The 17,962-nt window shown below is 73.6% G+C and carries 17 protein-coding genes; 6 read left to right on the top strand and 11 right to left on the bottom strand.

What is annotated here, in order from left to right; genetic code table 11:
- Positions 1-106: 106 nt before the first annotated feature.
- From groL to AB0F77_RS12210, 6 genes are all read right to left on the bottom strand, one after another.
- Positions 107-1,759: a chaperonin GroEL gene (groL, locus tag AB0F77_RS12235; RefSeq protein ID WP_361945635.1), complete on the bottom strand. Its 1,653-nt coding sequence runs from the start codon at positions 1,757-1,759 to the stop codon at positions 107-109.
- A gap of 147 nt (positions 1,760-1,906) precedes the next feature.
- Positions 1,907-2,605 carry an iron-sulfur cluster assembly protein gene (locus AB0F77_RS12230; RefSeq protein ID WP_361945632.1) on the bottom strand — a complete coding sequence of 233 codons (699 nt, stop codon included), beginning with the start codon at positions 2,603-2,605 and terminating at the stop codon, positions 1,907-1,909.
- A gap of 78 nt (positions 2,606-2,683) precedes the next feature.
- Positions 2,684-3,037: a propane 2-monooxygenase effector subunit MimD gene (gene mimD / locus AB0F77_RS12225; protein ID WP_361945629.1), complete on the bottom strand. Its 354-nt coding sequence runs from the start codon at positions 3,035-3,037 to the stop codon at positions 2,684-2,686.
- Positions 3,034-4,164, bottom strand: coding sequence for an aromatic/alkene monooxygenase hydroxylase subunit beta (locus AB0F77_RS12220; protein ID WP_361945627.1), 1,131 nt, complete (start codon positions 4,162-4,164; stop codon positions 3,034-3,036). Before AB0F77_RS12220 ends, mimD begins: the two co-directional genes overlap by 4 nt.
- Before the next feature lie 28 nt (positions 4,165-4,192).
- Positions 4,193-5,215, bottom strand: coding sequence for a 2Fe-2S iron-sulfur cluster binding domain-containing protein (locus tag AB0F77_RS12215; protein ID WP_361945624.1), 1,023 nt, complete (start codon positions 5,213-5,215; stop codon positions 4,193-4,195).
- Between the two features lie 64 nt (positions 5,216-5,279).
- Positions 5,280-6,923 (bottom strand): methane monooxygenase, encoded by a 1,644-nt coding sequence (locus AB0F77_RS12210; RefSeq protein WP_361945621.1) that lies wholly within the window; start codon positions 6,921-6,923, stop codon positions 5,280-5,282.
- 263 nt (positions 6,924-7,186) lie between these two features.
- Here AB0F77_RS12210 and AB0F77_RS12205 point away from each other — a divergent pair, with 263 nt between their 5' ends.
- Positions 7,187-9,064 (top strand): GAF domain-containing protein, encoded by a 1,878-nt coding sequence (locus tag AB0F77_RS12205; RefSeq protein WP_361945618.1) that lies wholly within the window; start codon positions 7,187-7,189, stop codon positions 9,062-9,064.
- Between the two features lies 1 nt (position 9,065).
- Here AB0F77_RS12205 and AB0F77_RS12200 read toward each other — a convergent pair whose 3' ends face one another.
- Positions 9,066-9,266, bottom strand: coding sequence for a hypothetical protein (locus AB0F77_RS12200; RefSeq protein WP_361945615.1), 201 nt, complete (start codon positions 9,264-9,266; stop codon positions 9,066-9,068).
- Between the two features lie 358 nt (positions 9,267-9,624).
- Between AB0F77_RS12200 and AB0F77_RS12195 the strand changes: the two genes are divergently transcribed.
- Together AB0F77_RS12195 and AB0F77_RS12190 are read left to right on the top strand one after the other, a co-directional pair.
- A complete protein-coding gene (locus AB0F77_RS12195; RefSeq protein WP_361945612.1) occupies positions 9,625-10,413 on the top strand; it encodes a thioesterase family protein in 789 nt (262 codons plus the stop codon).
- 122 nt (positions 10,414-10,535) lie between these two features.
- Positions 10,536-10,979 (top strand): universal stress protein, encoded by a 444-nt coding sequence (locus AB0F77_RS12190; protein WP_361945609.1) that lies wholly within the window; start codon positions 10,536-10,538, stop codon positions 10,977-10,979.
- Between the two features lie 10 nt (positions 10,980-10,989).
- On the opposite strand, the gene AB0F77_RS12185 is transcribed toward AB0F77_RS12190, so the two are convergent.
- From AB0F77_RS12185 to AB0F77_RS12170, 4 genes are all read right to left on the bottom strand, one after another.
- Entirely contained in the window at positions 10,990-11,982 is a 993-nt protein-coding gene (locus AB0F77_RS12185; protein WP_361945606.1) for a nitroreductase family protein, read from the bottom strand.
- A 545-nt stretch (positions 11,983-12,527) separates the two neighbouring features.
- Positions 12,528-13,226: a response regulator transcription factor gene (locus tag AB0F77_RS12180; protein ID WP_361945603.1), complete on the bottom strand. Its 699-nt coding sequence runs from the start codon at positions 13,224-13,226 to the stop codon at positions 12,528-12,530.
- A gap of 145 nt (positions 13,227-13,371) precedes the next feature.
- Positions 13,372-14,034, bottom strand: a complete 663-nt coding sequence (locus tag AB0F77_RS12175) for a CBS domain-containing protein (protein WP_361945600.1) — start codon at positions 14,032-14,034, stop codon at positions 13,372-13,374.
- A 35-nt stretch (positions 14,035-14,069) separates the two neighbouring features.
- Positions 14,070-14,534 carry a cyclic nucleotide-binding domain-containing protein gene (locus tag AB0F77_RS12170; protein ID WP_361945597.1) on the bottom strand — a complete coding sequence of 155 codons (465 nt, stop codon included), beginning with the start codon at positions 14,532-14,534 and terminating at the stop codon, positions 14,070-14,072.
- A gap of 499 nt (positions 14,535-15,033) precedes the next feature.
- Between AB0F77_RS12170 and AB0F77_RS12165 the strand changes: the two genes are divergently transcribed.
- The 3 genes from AB0F77_RS12165 (at position 15,034) to AB0F77_RS12155 (ending at position 17,933) form a co-directional block, all read left to right on the top strand.
- Positions 15,034-15,945, top strand: coding sequence for a carbamate kinase (locus AB0F77_RS12165; protein ID WP_361945594.1), 912 nt, complete (start codon positions 15,034-15,036; stop codon positions 15,943-15,945).
- A 307-nt stretch (positions 15,946-16,252) separates the two neighbouring features.
- Positions 16,253-16,867 (top strand): hypothetical protein, encoded by a 615-nt coding sequence (locus AB0F77_RS12160; RefSeq protein WP_361945591.1) that lies wholly within the window; start codon positions 16,253-16,255, stop codon positions 16,865-16,867.
- Between the two features lie 154 nt (positions 16,868-17,021).
- The gene (locus AB0F77_RS12155; protein ID WP_361945588.1) at positions 17,022-17,933 is read left to right on the top strand and encodes a universal stress protein; all 912 of its coding nucleotides are present in this window, start codon (positions 17,022-17,024) and stop codon (positions 17,931-17,933) included.
- Positions 17,934-17,962 lie beyond the last annotated feature (29 nt).

Below are 17,962 nucleotides of genomic sequence, written 5' to 3'. Positions count from 1 at the left end.
TCCGGTCCGGACAGCGCCCCGAAGGGGCGCGGGGAACTGCGCGATCAACCACGACGAACCCGCGGTCGACCATCAACCGCACATGGCAGAGGCAACGAACCACCCACTACGGGATGTTGGACGGACGGGCCAGCCCCTCCGCCAGATCCCCGATCTCCGGAGAGACGATGGCCCCGGGATTCAGGACGACCTCCTCCACCACCAGCGTCTCGGTCGTCAGCAGCAGCGCAGCGATCGACGCCGCACTCAGCAGCGCGCACCGCGTGACCTTCACCGGATCGACGATCCCCCGCTCGTACAGATCGACGTAGTCACCGGCCATCGCGTCCAGCCCACTCCCGTTGGGCAGCGCAGCGACCTCCGCCTCCGCCTCGTCGGGATCGAGCCCCGCGTTGATGGCGATCCACCGCAATGGCTCGGCGAGCGCCCGCTCCACGATCGCCTGCCCGGTCACCGCGTCACGGTCGGTCAGCGCGAGCTCGGCCAGCCCCGCACGGGCGTGCAGCAACGCCGCACCGCCCCCCGCGACGACCCCCTCCTCCGCGGCCGCCCGGGTGGCCGCGAGCGAGTCCTCCAGCCGCATCTGCTTCTCCTTCAGCTCCACCCCGCTCGCGGCGCCGACCCGGATGACGGCGACCCCGCCGGAGAGCTTCGCGATGCGTTCGCCGAGCTTGTCCCGGTCGTGCTCGTTGGTGGCGCGCTCCAGCTCCGTCTTGAGGTTCTCGATGCGCTCGGCCACCCGCTCGTCGCCGCCCGCCCCGCCGAGCACCGTGGTCGAGCGCTCGGTGGCGATGACCTTCTCCGCCCGGCCGAGGTCGTCGAGCGTGACGCCCTCCAGGGTGCGTCCCGCGGTCATGGTGATGACGCGCCCGCCGGTGAGCGCGGCCATGTCCTCCAGCTCGGCGATCCGCCGGAAGCCGAAGCCGGGCGCCCGCACGGCCAGCGAACGGAACGTGCCGTGCGCGGCGTTGGTCACCAGCATGCCGAGCGCGGGCCCGTCGACGTTCTCGGCGACGACGACCAGCGGCGAGCCGGTGCGCATCACCAGCTCCAGGACCGGCATCAGCTCCTGCACCCGGGTGATCTTCGTGTCGCAGTACAGCAGGAACGGGTTCTCCAGGACGGCCTCCATCCGCCCCTCGTCGGTGATCATGTACGGCGAGATCCAGCCGTTGTCGAACTCCAGGCCCTCCGCGTACTCCACGGAGAGCCCCAGCGTGGACGCCTCCTCCACGGTGACGACACCGGTGCGGCCCACCCGGGCCACGGCCTCGGCGATGGCCCCGCCGATCGCGGGGTCGTTGCCCGCCGACAGGGCCGCCACGCGCACGAGTTCGTCGTCCGAGCGCACCGGCCGGGCCTGCGCGGCCAGCGAACCGACGGCCGCCGCGACCGCCGCCTCGATGCCGTTCTTCACCAGTACCGGATTGGCACCGGAGTTGACCGCCTTCAGCCCCTCCCGCACGATCGCCTGCGCGAGCACGGTCGCGGTGGTGGTGCCGTCGCCGACGTCGCCGTTGGTGCGGGTGGCGACCTCCTTGACGAGCTGGGCGCCCATGTTGGCGAAGGGGTCCTTGAGCTGGATCTCACGCGCGATGGTGACGCCGTCGTTGGTGATGGTGGGCGGACCGGTGAGCTTCTCCAGGACCGCGTTGCGGCCCTTCGGGCCGAGGGTGACACGCACCGCGTCGGCCAGCGCGTTCACCCCGCTCTCCAGCAGTGCGCGCGCTTCGGCGTTGAAGCGCAGTTCCTTCGCCATGGCGGTGTCGTCCCTTCGGTACGGCGGTGTACGGGGGGTACGCGCGGGTGGAGCGGTGGCGGCGGCCCGGTGTGCGGTCTCCGTGGTGCGCCGACCCGCTTGCGGGTCCACGGATCGGCCGCCGCCACCTGCAAGGGGGCGCCGCCGTCACACGGGGAGGCGTGCGGTGGCGCCGGCCGGGCCCGCGCAAGGCCCGGTGTCAGGGGTGAGGCCGGCGGCGGCCGTACCGCCGCGCAGCAGATGCCGTTCGAGTCCCGCGGCCGGTACGGCACGTCCCCGGTCGTCGGTGAACAGGGCGGTGCCGGGGTCGGCGGGCAGCCCCAGCAGGGTGCGCCGCCGGCGGAGCGCGACCGTGAGGCGTTCCGGGAGGTCGCCGAGCCGGGCCTCGGCCAACTGCCGTGTCGTCCAGCCCCGTTCGAGCAGCCGACGGCCGAGCTCGGCCTGGGCGGCGAGATGGCCCCGGCGCAGGGAGGCGGCCCGCAGCTCCTCCGGCCGGCCGGCCGTGGCGAGCCCCGGGAACGCCTCGGCGAACGAGGTGCCGCGGCCCACCCCCCGGTTGATCTCGGCGGAGGCGAAGTGGTCCTCCAGGACCACCGTGCACCGGCTGGCCCAGGACAGCCCGGCCAGCGCCTGCCGGGCGTCCTCGACCATCAGCCAGGCGAAGCCGGGCGCGCAGAAGGAGGTGGGCAGCCGCAGTCTCGCCTCGACCGCGCCGTCGGCACCGACGCTCACGGCCCGGACGAAGCCGAGGTCGGTGATGGGGCGGTCGAGTTCCGGGTCGAGCACCGCCGCCAGCGCTGAGTTGACGGCGGTGATCCGGTCGACCGCGTCGGTGACGGCGGTCATGCGCCCACCCCACCGGGTGTCTCGGCGAAGCGGACGAAGCCGTCACCGTCCTTGCGGTACATGGGACCTCCTCGGCCGTCAGTCGACCGGGCTGAGGTCGAAGTCGATGTACTCTGCGGCGTCCTCGGGGTTGGCGAAGAGCACGGTGCGGTCGTCGAGGTGGACCATGCGCCCGTAGTGGGTGGACATGATCTCCTCGAACTCGGCCTGGTCGAAGTCGAAGCCGAGGGCCTTGGAGATCTCGTCGAAGTCGAAGGTCAGCACGCGTTCGCCGTCCACTCGGATCATCGACGGGTAGTCGGTGACGGTGACGTTCTCCTTGCCGCGCATGACGTCGGCGACGACATGGCCGTTCTGGTTGTTCATCAGCGTCACGCCGCACTTGTTGGACGAGGTGCGGTCGGCGCTGAACTGCTGGGGCAGCGTGGTCACTTGTCGGTCCCTTCGCTCGTGCGGTCGGCGGGCGCGGCGAGGCCGAGGTCGCCGATCAGCCGGCCGAAGCGCTCCTTGGCGCGGTCCAGGCTGTCCTCGAAACGGATGGGCTTCTCGCCGGGCTGCGACCACAGCGGCTGGAGCCGCCGGGCGGCGTCCAGGCTCACCGGCACCCAGCGCTCCGCCCACTCCTGGGCGACGGCCCGGTTGGCGGCGCCGTGCGTGTCGTCGCCGAGCAGCAGCGTGAACAGGGCGCGGGTGTAGCGCAGGTCGCGGTCGTAGTCGTTCTCGCCGGCGCCCAGCACGGTCGGGGTGGTGTAGTCGCCGTTGCGGGCGGCGATCTGGAGCACCAGATGACTGCGGAACAGCTCGCCGACCAGCGGCTCGAAGACGACGTTCGCCGCGAACAGCGCCTCGGCCCAGTCGTCCACCGCCGTCAGCCGCTCCACGTTCTCGCGCACGCCCTGCCACGCCGGGTCCGACTGCCACACGTCCTTGTGCGCGGAGCCGTCGAAGCCGTCCAGCTGCTCCTCGACGTCGAGGTTGTACAGCGCGAGGTCCTGGGCGAAGCGCAGCTTGTGGGCGCCGTTGACCGCCATCGCGTTGTTGATCATGTTGGTGGGGGCGGAGCGCTGGATCGCCACGAACACGTGCATGCCCAGGCCCTGTTCGGCGTGCATCCAGGCCCCGACGTGCCGCTCCACGAAGCGCGCCCAGGAGCGTGTCCACAGCCCGTACGCCTCCGCCTTGCGGGCGTTGGCCAGGTTCTGCTGCACCTGCCGCACGACGTTGGCGTTGTTGCGGTAGATCGTCTGCTCCCACTCCTCGTTCGGGTCGAGGAAGCGGTGCCAGTCGGAGGACCTGAGCGCGGTCCAGTCCTGCGGGTATCCGGCGGACCCGTCGGCGAAGCCGTAGATCCAGCCCTGGAGCAGGTGCCGTTCGGGGTCGGGCTGGACGTCGAAGGTGACGTCCTCGTACATGGTGGCCCGCAGCTTCTGTGGCTTGTAGTAGGAGAAGGCGCGGCTGGTGGAGCTCGGGAAGGTGAGGGCTCCCGCCTCCGCGTCCGTGAACTGAGGCTTGGGGAAACTGCGTTCGGCCTTGACCGGCTTGTCGGCTTGCGTGGTCATGCGTACGGCTCTCCTCGCGACGCTGGGGTCAGGTGTCGGTGGAAGTGGTGAACTTGTCCAGGAAGATCCGCTCCTCGGGCACGCCCTTGCCGGTGAGCAGGTCCAGCGCGGCGTCGCACATCGGCGGCGGACCGCACAGATAGGCGTCGGCGCGCGACAGGTCGCCCTCGTGCCGGTCGACGACCTCGGTGATCAGACCGGTCTCGTACGCTCCGGAGGCGTCCTCGGACAGCGCCGGGACGAACGCGAAGTCGGGTATCCGGGAGCCCAGTCCGGCGATCTCGTCGAGGGCGAACAGATCGCGCGCGGTGCGCGCGCCGTAGTAGAAGCGGGTGCGCCGGGCGGTGCCGGCGGCGGCGAGGGCGCGCAGCTGGGCCAGGATCGGCGCCATGCCCGCGCCGCCCGCGAGGAGGATCAGGTCGCGGTCCGGGGCGTCGCGCATCACACAGGTGCCGTAGGGGCCCTTGACGGTGAGCGGGTCGCCCGGACGCAGCCGTTCGCCGTCGAGCAGACCGGAGAACAGCCCCCCGGGGTAGCGCTTGATGAGGAACTCCAGCTCGCCGCCGGGCGGTCCGGCCATCGAGAAGGACCGCCACTGCTCGCCGCCCGGCACCCTGATGTCGACGTACTGCCCGCTCCGGTAGGGGAGTTCACCGTCCGGGTCGACCGTGAGGGCCAGCCGGACGATGTCGTGCGTCTGCGCCTCGACCGCGGCGACCGTCGTGCGGACCTCGCGCGGCGGGATGCCGTTGAGGAGCATCTCCTCGTCGTAGTTGATGAGTTCGACGGAGAGATCGCCGTAGGCGTGCGCCCGGCACAGCAGGACGTAGCCCTCCTCGCTCTCGTAGTCGGCGAGCGCGAAGGTCGAGTAGCGCTCCATCTGCTGGTCGCCGTCCAGCAGGAAGGACTTGCAGGAGGAGCACTGGCCCTCCTTGCAGCCGTGCATGAGCATCACGCCCTGGCGGAACGCGGCGTCCAGGACGGTCTCCTCCTCGTCGGCCTCGATCTCGATGCCGACCGGTTCGAAGCGGATGCGGTGCTTGTCGCCCACAGGGACCAGCCTTCCGGGGCGGCGGCCCCGCGACGGTTCGCCGCCGCCCCTTGCCCGGGTTCGGTCAGAGCATCGAGGGGGTGATGTTGGTGCGGCCGCGGTAGTCCGCGACGTGCGCCTCGCGCTCCTCGTCGGACATCTCGTTCAGCGACACGTTGGGGCTGACGAACGTGTTGCCGCGCACGTCGTCGAGCGTCCACAGCTTCTTCGGGTCGTCGAGGTCGAGGTGCGGCTGCGGGACGAGGGTCCTGCCGTCGTCACGGACGTAGCCCAGGTCCTTGATGATGTCGGCCAGGTCCTGCCCGTGGTACACGGTCTCCCACTCGCGCTTGCCGGTCAGCCGGCCCATCGACGGCGTCGGCCGGCCCTCGTACTCGGGACGGAACGCGGTCCGGTCGGTCCACGCGCAGGTCTCCGAGCAGTAGGTGCGCCACTGGCCGTCGACCTTGTCGACCACCATGTCCTGCCGGATCAGGCAGGGCACCATGCACGACCAGCAGCGGTGCGGGTACTGGTAGCCGACGTCCTCGAACGCGATCGGCTTGTTGGCGCCCGGGTGCCGCAGCCGGTTGTACGCCTCCCACCAGGCGCCGTACTCCGCGTACCAGCCCGGGTACTTGGACTCGAACCACTCGAAGTCGGCGTCCGTCATCCCGTCGATGCGCCAGAAGTTGACCGGCCAGCCGGTCGCGAAGAACTGGGCGACCTTGTGCACGTAGCCCTGCTCCCAGATCCGCTTCCACGCCTCCTCGACGAGGTCGTGCGGGATCTTCAGACCGTACTTCTCCAGCGGGATCAGGTACGACCGGTAGTAGTCGTCGTAGATCCAGCGGCGCCACATCTCCGCGTACGAGTCCCGGTCCCCCCGGCGGTCCTTGGAGCCGTACTCGATGAACGTGCCGATGGCCGCGTCCACCACGCAGTGGTTGTTCCACCACGCGTAGCGCAGGTCGCGCTCCAGGAGCTGGCGGTTGTCCTCGTCGGCCAGCGCCATCAGCAGGATGGAGTAGCCGTTGGAGATGTGCCGCGACTCGTCCGACTGCACCGAGTGGAACACGGTCGGCAGCAGGTAGTCGCCGTTGGCCGCCGCCTCGGCGGGCATGGCCACGAACAGGGTGTTGGTGAAGGCGGTTTCGGCGACCAGCGTCAGGTAGACGTTGGCGGCGGTGATCGCGTCACCGGTGATGAACCCCTCGCCGAACTGGCGGCCGATGGTGCCGGCGTAGCAGTTCGCGAACGCCTTCTCCGAGATGTCGAACCCGGCGGGGTCGATGTAGTGGTTCATGTAGAGGCGCTTGAGGTTCATCTGGATCGTCGAGTGCCGCACCTCGTCGATCATCTGCACCGCGAGCCCGTTGTGCAGCTGCGGGTTGGGCACGGCCCCGATCGCCATGGGCATCGCGCGGGCCGCGCTGATCTCGGGGAACGGGATGATCGACAGGAACAGCTTCTGCCACTCCATCCAGCGCTGCTGGACCTGGCGGAACATGTTGCCGCGGATCGCGCCGTCCATCGCGCCGTAGACCCGGTTGTCCTTCTCCTCCTCCATCGGGAAGTAGGAGCGCAGGACCTGCTTGAGCGGGTCCTTCTTGGGGGCCTTGTCGAAGCGGTAGTCGGTGGCGAAGCGTGTCGAGGGCGTCGCGAACGTCGGTTCCCACGACAACTCGGTGATCTTCTTGTGCGCCTTGCTCAGGCTCTGTCGGCTCACGGGTGAGACTCCTCCGGCTGACTCGGCGTCGAGGCATCGCCTCGGTCGGCCCGGTGCCGCGGCGGCGCACAGCCGTCGATGACCGGGGCGTCGCCCATCGTGGGGGCGCCCGCCGCGACGGGTCGTCTCAAGATGAGACACGGGTCACTGCGCGGGTCTGGCCCCCGTCGGACGGCCGGACTTAACGTGCAGGACATACCCGGAGCCGGAGCGTCACCACAGCAAACCAGCGGCGTCACAGAACGGCAGAAGGCACAGAGCCCATGGAACCCTTGGAATCCCCGGAACCCGTGGACCGGCCGCGACCGACCCCCTCGGCCGCCCCGCTCGCTCTCGACCGCCCCGTCCCCCACCTCAACCCCGTGCGCGCCCGGACCCTGTTCCTGGAGGGCGGCCAGGTCCCGGCCGCCGACGTGCGGGAGCCGATCCTCAACTCCTGGCAGCGCTCCCGCTTCTGGGGCGTGGACGCCGACCGGATCGAGGCGCCCTACAACGCGGACTTCGATCCGCACTCCCGGCTGGCCACGGCCGCCCGCCCGGTCCTCGACCGGCTCGCCGAGGCCCTCCAGGGCACGCCCATGTCGCTGATCCTCACCGACTCCAAGGGGCGGGTGCGCGAACGCCGTACCGGGGACCGGGCCCTGCACCGGCACCTGGACGACATCTGCCTGGCGCCCGGCTTCAGCTACGCCGAGGAGTACGTCGGCACCAACGGCATCGGCACCGCCGCCGAGGACGGCCGCACGGCCCATGTCTTCGGCTCGGAGCACTTCTCCGAACGGCTCCAGCGGGTCTCGTGCGCCGCCGCCCCCATCCGCAACCCGGTCAGCGGCCGGGTGCTCGGCCTGATCGACCTGACCTCCTGGCAGCGCACCGCCTCACCGCTGATGCTGGCGCTGGTCCGCGAGGCCGCCGCCGACATCGAGGAACGCCTGCTCGACATCGGCTCCGAACGCGAACGGGCCGCGTTGCGAGCCTTCCTGACGTATCGTCAGAGCTCGCGCAAGGCGCTGGTCACGCTCACCGACGGACTGCTGCTCGCCGACGCCGCCGCCACCGAACTGCTCGGCCCCGACGACCACCGCAGACTGCGCGAGCTGGCCGCCGACCCGGCGGGTCCGATCGAGCAGCGGATGCTGCTCAGCGACGGGCGGGCGGTGCAGGTCCGCGGGCGGCACGTGGAGGGGGAGGCGGGCGACAGCGGCCCCGCCGCCTTCCTCATCGAACTGCGGCTGCTCGCCGAGCGGGAGGAACCCGCCGCGCGCGCCGCCTTCCAGGCACCCCGGCTGCCCGGGATCGCGGGGGCGTGCCCCGTGTTCCAGGGGGTGGTCAGCCAACTGGTCCGGCACTGCGGACAGGGCCGCTGGACCCTCGTCGACGGGGAGGCGGGCACCGGCAAGCACGAACTGGTCCGGGCCGTGCACCGGCACGCCGCCCCCACCGCGCCGTACACCGCGCACGACGCGGCCCACGCCCGCGACGGGACCGCCGACTGGCTGCGCACGGTCTTCCAGGACCTCGCCGAGGACCGCGGCACCGTGGTCCTGCGCCATCTCGAACTGCTGTCGCCCGGCGTCCTCGCCCAGCTCGACGCCGTGCTGCGCACCACCGCGGGGCGCTCGGGCTGGGTCGCCGCGCTGCTCACCCGCGACCGGCCCACCCTGCCCGGCGCGGCCACGCCCCGCGAGGGCACCGACCCCGTCGCGGCGGTGCGGGCCCGGTTCGGCGCGGAGGTCACGCTGCCGCCGCTGCGCCACCGCACGGCCGACATCCCGCCGCTCGTCGACTGTCTGATCGCCCGGCAGGGCGGGGACGCGCGCTGCACCGAGGGCGCGCTGCGGGCCCTCGGCCGGGCGCCCTGGCCGGGCAACGTCCGCCAGCTCGCCGGTTCGCTGCGGTACGCCGACGCGCACCGCACGGGTCCGTACATCGAGGAGTCCGACCTGCCGCCCTCGCTGCTCTCCCAGTCCCAGCACCCCCTGTCCGCCTGGGAGTCCACGGAACGCGACCTCGTCGTCCAGGCGCTGCTCGACCACGGCGGCGACAAGGCGAAGGCGGCGAAGGCGCTGGGCATCTCCCGCGCCACGATCTACCGCAAGATCACGTCCTACGGCATCCGCCTGGGCCCGGACACCCCCTGACTCACCGGGCGCGCCCGCGGTACGCGTGGAAGGCCCATAGGGCGAGGGCCTCCCAGCAGGCCAGGACGAGGCCCGTCGCGGCGAGGCCGGGTCCCGCCGTGGCGCCGGCCGCCGTCGCGACCGCGCCGCACACCAGCAGCAGGACGCCGAACGCGCCGAGCGCCAGCAGCCGTTCGCGGTGTCCCCATGACCGTGTCCCCATCCGGGCCTCCCCGTCTCGCCGGTGGCTGTCGTCCCGTGTCGAGCGTGCGCCCCGGCGGCGGGCCGGGGTGTCTCAGCTTGAGACGCCCCGGCGCGGGGCCGTGCGCAAGACCCCGGTTCGCGCCATAACGACGGATCACCGGGGGCGTCGGCGCGGTGGCTCGCCACCGGTGCGCGGGCCGTGGAAGCAGCGGTGCGGGCGGGTACGGTGCCCGCCGCCGGGGCCGCGGGCCGGGGGTCGAGTCCCGGTCAGGCGCCGTTTCCGGAGGGTTCGCCGGGCCGCCCCGGCAGTATGGTGAGTCCGCTTTTCCAACTCATCACGTGCCGACGCGTGGTGACCGTTCGCGCGAGGAGTTGACATGGGCGCTTCACCCGTCGCACCGGCCGGAAACGGGCTCGACCCCAGGTGGCGACCGTGGACCTCGGAGCACGCCGGGCGCACGGCGGCCGTCGCCCTCGCCGCCGTACGCGACCACTTCGCGGGCGGCGCGCACCCGGTCCGCAGCCTGACCACCCACTTCCTGGCCCCCGTCGGCGCCAGCCCCCTCTACGTCTCCGGGGTCGCGCCCGCCGTCGGACCCGACACGGTGACCTGCGTCTTCGACGGGCACCAGGACGACAGCCCGGTACTCGTCGGCTCGGCCGTCCTCGGCCCCGGCCGCACCGGCCCGTCGTACGAGGGGCTCCGCGCCCCCGCCGGCGTACCCGAACCGGAGGACTGCCCGCACCTCGACCTGCCGGCCGGACCCGCGCCGTTCGCCGAGGACGTCGAGGTCCGCCCCGTCGCCCCCGGCCCGCTCCCCGCCGACGGGCGCCCGGAACTGCTCGCCTGGGTGCAGTTCTCCGACGGGCGCCCGCTGGACACCGGCGCCGTCGTGACCCTCGCGGACGTCCTGCCGCCCGCGCTCCACGCCCGCAGGCCCGTGCGGCTGAGCGCGCAGACGGCCGAACTCTCCGTCCACTTCACCGACGTCCTCGACACGAACGCCCCGCGCGGCTGGGCCCTGGTCAGGGCGCGCACCGAACAGGCCGGCGCGGGCTGGTGCGTCGACGGCGGCGAGGTCTGGTCGTCCGACGGCCGGCTGCTCGCCCTCGCCCGCCGGACCCGCGTGCTGCGCGAGGAGCCCCCGGCCCCCCGGGCCGCCTGACCCGCGCCCCGGCACCGCGCGGCGCCCACCCGACCACCGGGACCGCTCCCGCCGCCCTGGCGTGGCGGGGCGGCAGGAGCGGGCGCAGCGTGGGAGGGAGGGGGCCGAGGAGAGGTGGTCGTATGGACAGGGACGTCTCGGGGGCGCGGGTCGTGGTGGGTGTCGACGGGTCGCCGTCCTCGCACGCGGCACTGCGCTGGGCCGTCCGGTACGCCGGACTGGCCGGCGGCACCGTGGACGCGGTCGCCGCCTGGGAGCTTGCCGGGATGTACGGCTGGTCGGCGCCGGCCGTGGACACCGACTTCGACGAGGAGAACGCCCGGCAGCGGCTCACCCGTGAGCTGGCGGAGGCGCTCGGCCCCGAGGGCGCGGGCGCCGTCCGGCCCCTGCTGGTGCGCGGCAACCCGGTCGACGTGCTGCTGCGGGCCTCCGAGGGCGCCGGGGCGCTGGTCGTCGGCAGCCACGGACGCGGCGGCTTCGCCCGCGCCCTGCTCGGCTCCGTCAGCCAGCACCTCGCCCAGCACGCGAACTGCCCCGTCGTGATCGTGCGCCCGGACGAGCCGTGACCGCACGCCCTCACAGCCGGGCGGTCAGGTCCCGCTCCAGCACCCGGTCCGCCGTACGGCGCGGTGTGGGCGGGCCCTCCGGGCCGTAGCCGAGCCGGATCAGCATGTGGGGCCGGGCCCGCGGGTCCGGTGTGGACAGCGCCAGCTGGTCCCGCAGGTCGGGCCACTCCAGCGCCTGGTGCAGCAGCGACGCCCGCAGTCCCCGCGCCGTCGCGACCAGCAGCACCCGCTCCAGGGCCTGTCCGGCCCGCAGCCAGTCGGCGCGGCGGTCGTGCGCGGTGGTCAGCACGGCGATCGCGGGGCGCTTCTCGAAGGGCCGCGCGGGCAGCACGTGCGGGTGCCGGTGGGCGCCGAAGTCCCGCATGGGGACCCGCTCACGGAAGTCCTGCGCGCCGAGCGTCGCGGGCGGCATGCCGAGCGCCGAGTCGCCGGGCTCGTGCACCCACCGGCGGCTCTCCACGGCCCGTGCGCCGTCCGCCGTGGTCCGGTGCTCCCCCTCGGCCGTGAGCCGCAGCAGCCGGTCGCGGTCGGCGGGCGCCGGATGGTGCAGCAGGGCGCCCTCGCAGCGGGCCGCGTCGGCGAGTTCGGTGAGCACGGCCGCGGGCAGCCGGCGCTCCGAGAAGGGGAACCGGCTGCTGTGCCGGCGCCACAGGGCGTCGTACAGACCGGGGAAGGACGGGGGCCGGGCGCCGGCGGCGAGCCGGACGGTGGCGAGCAGGTCCGGCCGGTCGGGGCGCGGCAGCAGCCGGGTCACCGGCTCCCAGCCGAAGTGGGCCACCGCGACCCGCAGGTTGAACACGGCGCAGCCCACGGAGAGGTGCAGGGCGCGGCCGCTCGGGTCGATGTGCTGGAGCCCGCGTTCGGCGGCCGCGCGGATCTCCAGCGTGACCGTGTCCGGGTCCAGGCGGAACCGCCACGGCTGGGTGTTGAGGATCGACGGCGCGGCCACGGCGGCGGACACGAGCGACTCCAGGGCCGGCCCGTCGAGAACTGCGGAAGGCATCCGGGACTCCTCCCCGCCCGCACCGGGGGAGACCGGCCGGGCTCTGCGACGACCGCTCCAGCGTCCCGCGCCGCGCCCCCACGAGGGCAGGGGCCGTCCGGCCCTACGGGGTACCCCGAGCGCCCCTGAGCAGGGAGGGATGGGTGGCACGGGGACGGGAGAGGTTGGAGGCCGGGGGAGGGGAGTGGGCAGGGGAACGGGTCGGAAGGAGTCGGGGCAGGGGATCGGTACGCCCGGGTGCGTCCGGTGCACGGGCGACCTTCGGGGCCGTGATCCGCCTCGTGTGGCGGGGTACCCGGGGGACGCGTCCCGGCGGTCGCCGCGGGAGCTGCGGGCCGGTCCGGCGCGTATCGCCGGGCGGGCCTTGGCGGGGGGCCCGGCGGGTGGGTTCTGAGGGACGGGTTCCGGCGGGCGGTCCCCGGCGGGAGGGGCCCCGGCGGGTGGGCGGCGGGCGCTCCCTGGCGCAACGGCCCCCGACGGACGGTTCCCGGCGGGACGAGCCCTGCCGGGTGGGCCCTGGGGGACGGGCCTCCGGTCGGTCGGTTCTAGCGGGTGGAGCCGCCCGGTTCGGGCTGGTCCAGGTGGGAGGCGAGGACGGCGGCCTGGACCCGGCGCTGGACACCCAGCTTGGCCAGCAGCCGGGAGATGTGGTTCTTGACGGTCTTCTCCGACAGGTACAGCCGCTTGCCGATCTCCCGGTTGGTCAGCCCGTCCCCGATCAGCGCGAGGATGTCCCGCTCCCGGGGCGACAGGCTCGCCAGCTCGGGCGGCATCGCCGGCGTCTCCGCGGGGTCGGCCCGCAGCGAGCGCATCAGCCGGGCCGTCGTCGCGGGGTCCAGCATCGACTGGCCCGAGGCGACGGTGCGCACGGCCGACACCAGGTCGGAGCCCTTGATCTGCTTGAGGACGTAACCCGAGGCACCAGCCATGATCGCGTCCAGCAGGGCGTCCTCGTCGTCGAACGAGGTCAGCATCAGACAGGCCAGCTCGGGCATCTGGCTGCGCAGCTCACGGCACACGGAGATGCCGTCGCCGTCCGGCAGCCGTACGTCGAGCACGGCGACGTCGGGACGCAGGGCCGGGCCCCGGACCAGCGCGTGCTGGACCGTGTCGGCGTCGCCGATCACGGAGATGTCCGGCTCGGCGTCGAGCAGGTCCGCCAGTCCGCGCCGTACGACCTCGTGGTCGTCCAGCAGGAAGACACGGATGGGATTCTGCTCCGTGAAGGTGCGTGTCTCGGTCATGAGGCCCCTCGTTCCCCGGGTGAAGGGCAGACTGCGGGCTGCCCACCAGGGGATCATCACCCGCGGGCGCCCGCGGCAGCTAGGGCCGACCGGCCCCAGTCACCCGGGGACGGGTGTCCCCGGACGACACGACGGGCCGGTACGCCTAGGCCCTGGGCTCGCGCGGCCGGTGTGCGAGGTCGAAGCGGACGTCCACCACGCCCTCGACCGCCCGGATCAGCCGGGCCGCCACCGGCACCAGGGACGCGTCCCGCATCCGGCCGGAGAGGGTCACGATCCCGTCGTGCACCCCCACCCGCAGGGCCGAGCCCGGCCGGGGGAACAGATAGGACACCACCTCGCGGCGCACCTCCTCGGCGATGTCCTCGTCGGGCCGCAGGAACACCTTGAGCAGGTCGCCGCGGCTGACGATGCCCTGGAGGAGACCGACGTCGTCCACCACCGGCAGCCGCTTCACTCCGCCCCGGGCCATCGCGCGGGCGGCCTCGGCGAGGGTCGCGCCGGCCAGGACGGTCAGGGCGGGGGCGGTCATCAGCCCGCTCGCCCGCACCGCGCCGGCCTTGGCGCGGGCACCGGGGCGCCGCAGTACGGCGTGCCGGTCCACCGGGGCGTCCCGGAACTCCTCCTTGGGCAGCAGGTCGGCCTCGCTGACCACGCCCACGACCCGGCCCTCGCCCTCGACGACCGGCAGCGCGCTCACCCGCCAGTCCCGCAGCAGCCGCACGATCTCCTTGAACCCGGCGTCGGGGCCGACGGACGCCACCGTGAGGGTCATGACGTCGCTGACGATGTGCGGGGTGCCGTGCATGGGCCACTCCTCGGACTCGCGGGCGCGGGGCCCGGTCAGACGGCGCTCCCGGCGCCGTAGGGGGCGTACAGGTCGAGCAGCCGGGTGCGGGCGGAGCGCAGCCGGTGGGCGAGCACCTCGCCGACCCACTGGGAGACGGCGTAACCGAGCACCGGGTCGTCGTGGCACATCGAACGGACGGCCGTCGCGTCGAACTCCCAGGCGCGCACCGGGGTGACCGCCTCGGCGCCCAGGTGCCAGACGTTCGGGGCGAACAGCCAGGACCAGCCGACGAGTTCGTTGTGGCCGAGGGTCTCGATGACGGCCGACCGCCGGCCCGGGACGCGCATGTCCAGCTCGACGGTGCCGGTGCGCAGGACCCAGAAGCGGTCGGCGCGGGCGCCCTCGTCGAAGAGGCGGGTGTTCTGCGGGAAGGACACCTCCCGGGCGATGCCCATGAGCCGCTCCCGCTGCTCGGCGGGCAGGGCACGCAGCATGCTGGGGGTGGGGGGACCGTTCATGACACGCCTCCCTGGCAGACGATACGAACTGTCCCCCTCACCCTCCCCCCGAGCCCCGCCCCCGCCCATGGGCCACCCGTCCCACGCTCGGTGCCATCCGACCCGGGTAAAGCCTTTCGAGGACCGCGGGGAACCAGGGCAAACGCGCCGCACGGCAACTTCCCAGGGGCGCGGGGAACTGCGCGATCAACCACACACGACCCGCGGCCGCCCGCCACAGGCACCCCCGCCCCCGTGGGCGCCCGTCCCTACAGGACTCCACGACGCGCCGCACGGCAACTCCCCCAGGGGCGCGGGGAACCGCGCGATCAGCCCCCCGCCCACCCGCAGTCGCCCGCCGGCACACCCCCCGCCCCGGTGGGCGCTCCCGCGGAGAGGACCATCGGCACCGCAGTGGAGGACACCCGGCCGCTCCCCATCCGCGCTGCGCCCGGGCAGCATCGCCGCGGCACCGCCGCCGGTGGTGTCCGGCACCAGGACCCACCCCGGAGGACTGACCATGCGCATCGTCGTCGCCCTCGGCGGCAACGCCCTGCCGCACCTCGCCGCCCGCACGGGCACGGGCGGCCGCCGGGCGGACGCCGACCGGGTCGCCGCCGCCCTCGCCCCCCTCGCCCACGAGCACGACCTGGTGCTCACCCACGGCGACGGCCCCCACACCGGCCCCCACTCCGACGCGGGCACGGAACCCCAGCAGTACCCCCTGCACCTCCTCGGCGCCCAGGCCCAGGGACTCGCCGGCTCCGTCCTCGCCCGCACCCTGCACGACGCCCTGCCAGGACAGCCGGTCGCCGTCCTGGTCACCCACACCCTCGTCCGCGCCGACGACACCGCCTTCGCCCGGCCCTCGCGCCCCGTCGGCCCGCTGCTGTCCCGCGACACCGCCAAGACCCTCGCCCGCGACCGCGGTTGGTACATCGCCCGGGACACCGGCGGCTGGCGCCGGGTCGTCCCCGCACCGCAGCCCCGACGGATCGTGGAGAGCGACACGATCCACCAACTCCTGCACAGCGGCGTCCTGGTGATCTGCGCCGGGGGCGGCGGCGTGCCCGTCCTCGCCGACCGCCGCACCGGAGCGCTGAGCGCCGTGGACGCCGTCGTCGACAAGGACCTCACCGCGGCGCTGCTCGCCGAGGAACTCAAGGCCGACTTCCTGCTGATCCTCACCGACGTCCCCCACGTGTACCAGGGTTACGGCACCCCCGATCCGACCCCGCTGCTCGACGCGACCCCGGCCGAACTGCGCCGCGGCGACTTCCCCGCGCGCTCGATGGGCCCCAAGACCGAGGCGGCGGCCCGGTTCGTGGAACGCACCGGGGGACTGGCCGCGATAGGCGCCCTGGACGCGGCGTACGACATCGTCCACGGCAGGTCGGGCACCCTCGTCCGCCCCGACCTGACCGGCGCCTGACCGCCTCCCCGCCGACCACGCCCCGTCCGCCCCACGTCTCCCGCGCCTCGACCCGTCCACCCCCCCGTCTCCCACGCCTCGCCCTCATCTTCCCTCCCGTTCACCGGAGTCGGCCCGGTCGCCCGCCCGACCCCCGCCCACCGGCGCATTCGTGACTTCGGGCCAGTTCCCGGCACCCGACCGGACGTGCGGTCAGGGACGTTCAGCCCAACCGCCACAGACCTTCGGCATCCGTCCCGGACGGGGTCGGCGGACCAGAGTTATGGGCGTCAGGCAACGCCGGACCGCCTCCGAAGGGAACACCGTCATGGCCGTCCACGAGCACTCGCAGCCCTCGGGCTTCCACATCGACCTCCACACCGACCGGACCGAGTCCGAGGCCGCCGCGTCGGCCCAGGCCGGAACCCACGTCGCCCGCCGCGCGCTCGCCGTGCTGCGCGTCCTCATCGGCTTCGTCTTCCTGTGGGCCTTCGTCGACAAGCTGTTCGGCCTGGGCTACGCCACCCAGTCCGGCAAGGGCTGGCTGGACGGCGGCTCGCCCACCAAGGGGTTCCTCAGCTCCGTGTCCGCCGGGCCGATGCAGTCCACCTTCCACTCCTGGGCCGGCGACACCTGGGTGAACTGGCTGTTCATGCTCGGTCTGCTCGGCGTCGGCGGTGCCTTCGTCCTCGGTGTCGCGCTGCGGCCGGCCGCCGTCGGAGGGGCCCTCATGATGGCCTTCATGTGGCTGGCCGAGTTTCCGCCCGCCAAGCACCTCGCCGACGGCACCCCCAGCGGATCGTCGAACCCGTTCACCGACGACCACGTGATCTACGCGATCATCGTGATCGCCCTCGCGGCGGCCGGCGCGGGAGCCACCTGGGGCCTCGGCAGGATATGGGCCCAGCTCCCGGTCGTCCGCGACCACGGCTGGCTGCGCTGAACGCCCACGGTGCGACGGGCCGCAGAACCACGGCCCGTCGCGCCGGCGTGTCCACGGGGCCGGTCGGCCCCGGGCGAGGACCAGCGGCCCCTGCCCCGCGCACCACCCCCGTACGACGCTGGAAGCGGTTCCCCGAATCGGAGAGGTGGAGATCATGGCCCGCACCATCACGGTCGGACTGGACGGTTCCCCCGAGAGCAGGGCGGCGGCGGAATGGGCCGCCCGCGAGGCACGGCTGCGCGACCTGCCCCTGAAGCTCGTCCACGTCTGGGAACCCGTCCCCGAACCCATGGCCCAGGCACCGCTCCTCGGCACCGAGACCCAGCAGCACTGGTCCGAGCGCGTGCCGCGCGAGGCAGCGGAGGGACTGCGGCTGCGTCACCCCGGCGTCGGGATCACCACCGCACAGCTCACCGGCACACCCGGCGAGGTCCTGGCCCACGAGGCCGCCGACGCCGAACTCCTCGTCCTCGGCTCGCGCGGCATGAGCGGCCTCGGCGGCTTCATGACCGGCTCCGTCTCCCTCGCCGTCGTCGCCCACGCCGAACGGCCCGTCGTGCTCGTCCGCGCGGGTGAACAGGCCGCCGACGAACACCGGCCCGACCCCGTCGGCATCCCCACCACCGCCACCCCCTTCCGGCCCGTCCTGCTCGGCCTCGACGTCGACGGCCCCGACGCGGACCTCGTCGAGTTCGCCTTCGACGCCGCCGCCCGCCGCGAGGCGCCCCTGCGTGTCCTGCACACCTGGAGCCCGCCGCCGTACTACGCATACGCCTATGGCATGGCCCTCGACCCCGAGATCAACCGGGCGCTCGCCGAGCGCGACACCGCCGCCCTGGCCGAGACGCTGCGCCCCTGGCGGCAGAAGTTCCCGGACGTCGAGGTCGTCGCCGAGTCCCGCTACGGCAGCCCCGCCGTCGAACTCGTCGAGGCCGCCCGCGAGGCGTCCCTCGTCGTCGTGGGCCGCCGCGTGCGCCGCAGCCCCCTCGGCGCCCACATCGGCCACGTCACCCACGCCCTGCTGCACCACTCCACGACCCCCGTCGCCGTCGTCGCCCACACCTGACCCGCCCCGGGGAGGGACACCATGAGGGC

This window comes from Streptomyces sp. NPDC026672 (assembly GCF_040638185.1).
GTDB lineage: Bacteria > Actinomycetota > Actinomycetes > Streptomycetales > Streptomycetaceae > Streptomyces.
Note: the sequence above shows the minus strand (reverse complement) of the source record. Positions and strands in the feature narration are given on the sequence as shown.

What these genes read in the sequence shown, in the direction of transcription:
- groL (WP_361945635.1), bottom strand. Translation starts at nt 1,759, where the DNA reads ATGGCGAAGGAACTGCGCTTCAACGCCGAAGCGCGCGCACTGCTGGAG.
- AB0F77_RS12230 (WP_361945632.1), bottom strand. Translation starts at nt 2,605, where the DNA reads ATGACCGCCGTCACCGACGCGGTCGACCGGATCACCGCCGTCAACTCA.
- AB0F77_RS12220 (WP_361945627.1), bottom strand. Translation starts at nt 4,164, where the DNA reads ATGACCACGCAAGCCGACAAGCCGGTCAAGGCCGAACGCAGTTTCCCC.
- AB0F77_RS12205 (WP_361945618.1), top strand. Translation starts at nt 7,187, where the DNA reads ATGGAACCCTTGGAATCCCCGGAACCCGTGGACCGGCCGCGACCGACC.
- AB0F77_RS12200 (WP_361945615.1), bottom strand. Translation starts at nt 9,266, where the DNA reads ATGGGGACACGGTCATGGGGACACCGCGAACGGCTGCTGGCGCTCGGC.
- AB0F77_RS12195 (WP_361945612.1), top strand. Translation starts at nt 9,625, where the DNA reads ATGGGCGCTTCACCCGTCGCACCGGCCGGAAACGGGCTCGACCCCAGG.
- AB0F77_RS12190 (WP_361945609.1), top strand. Translation starts at nt 10,536, where the DNA reads ATGGACAGGGACGTCTCGGGGGCGCGGGTCGTGGTGGGTGTCGACGGG.
- AB0F77_RS12185 (WP_361945606.1), bottom strand. Translation starts at nt 11,982, where the DNA reads ATGCCTTCCGCAGTTCTCGACGGGCCGGCCCTGGAGTCGCTCGTGTCC.
- AB0F77_RS12180 (WP_361945603.1), bottom strand. Translation starts at nt 13,226, where the DNA reads ATGACCGAGACACGCACCTTCACGGAGCAGAATCCCATCCGTGTCTTC.
- AB0F77_RS12175 (WP_361945600.1), bottom strand. Translation starts at nt 14,034, where the DNA reads ATGCACGGCACCCCGCACATCGTCAGCGACGTCATGACCCTCACGGTG.
- AB0F77_RS12170 (WP_361945597.1), bottom strand. Translation starts at nt 14,534, where the DNA reads ATGAACGGTCCCCCCACCCCCAGCATGCTGCGTGCCCTGCCCGCCGAG.
- AB0F77_RS12165 (WP_361945594.1), top strand. Translation starts at nt 15,034, where the DNA reads ATGCGCATCGTCGTCGCCCTCGGCGGCAACGCCCTGCCGCACCTCGCC.
- AB0F77_RS12160 (WP_361945591.1), top strand. Translation starts at nt 16,253, where the DNA reads ATGGCCGTCCACGAGCACTCGCAGCCCTCGGGCTTCCACATCGACCTC.
- AB0F77_RS12155 (WP_361945588.1), top strand. Translation starts at nt 17,022, where the DNA reads ATGGCCCGCACCATCACGGTCGGACTGGACGGTTCCCCCGAGAGCAGG.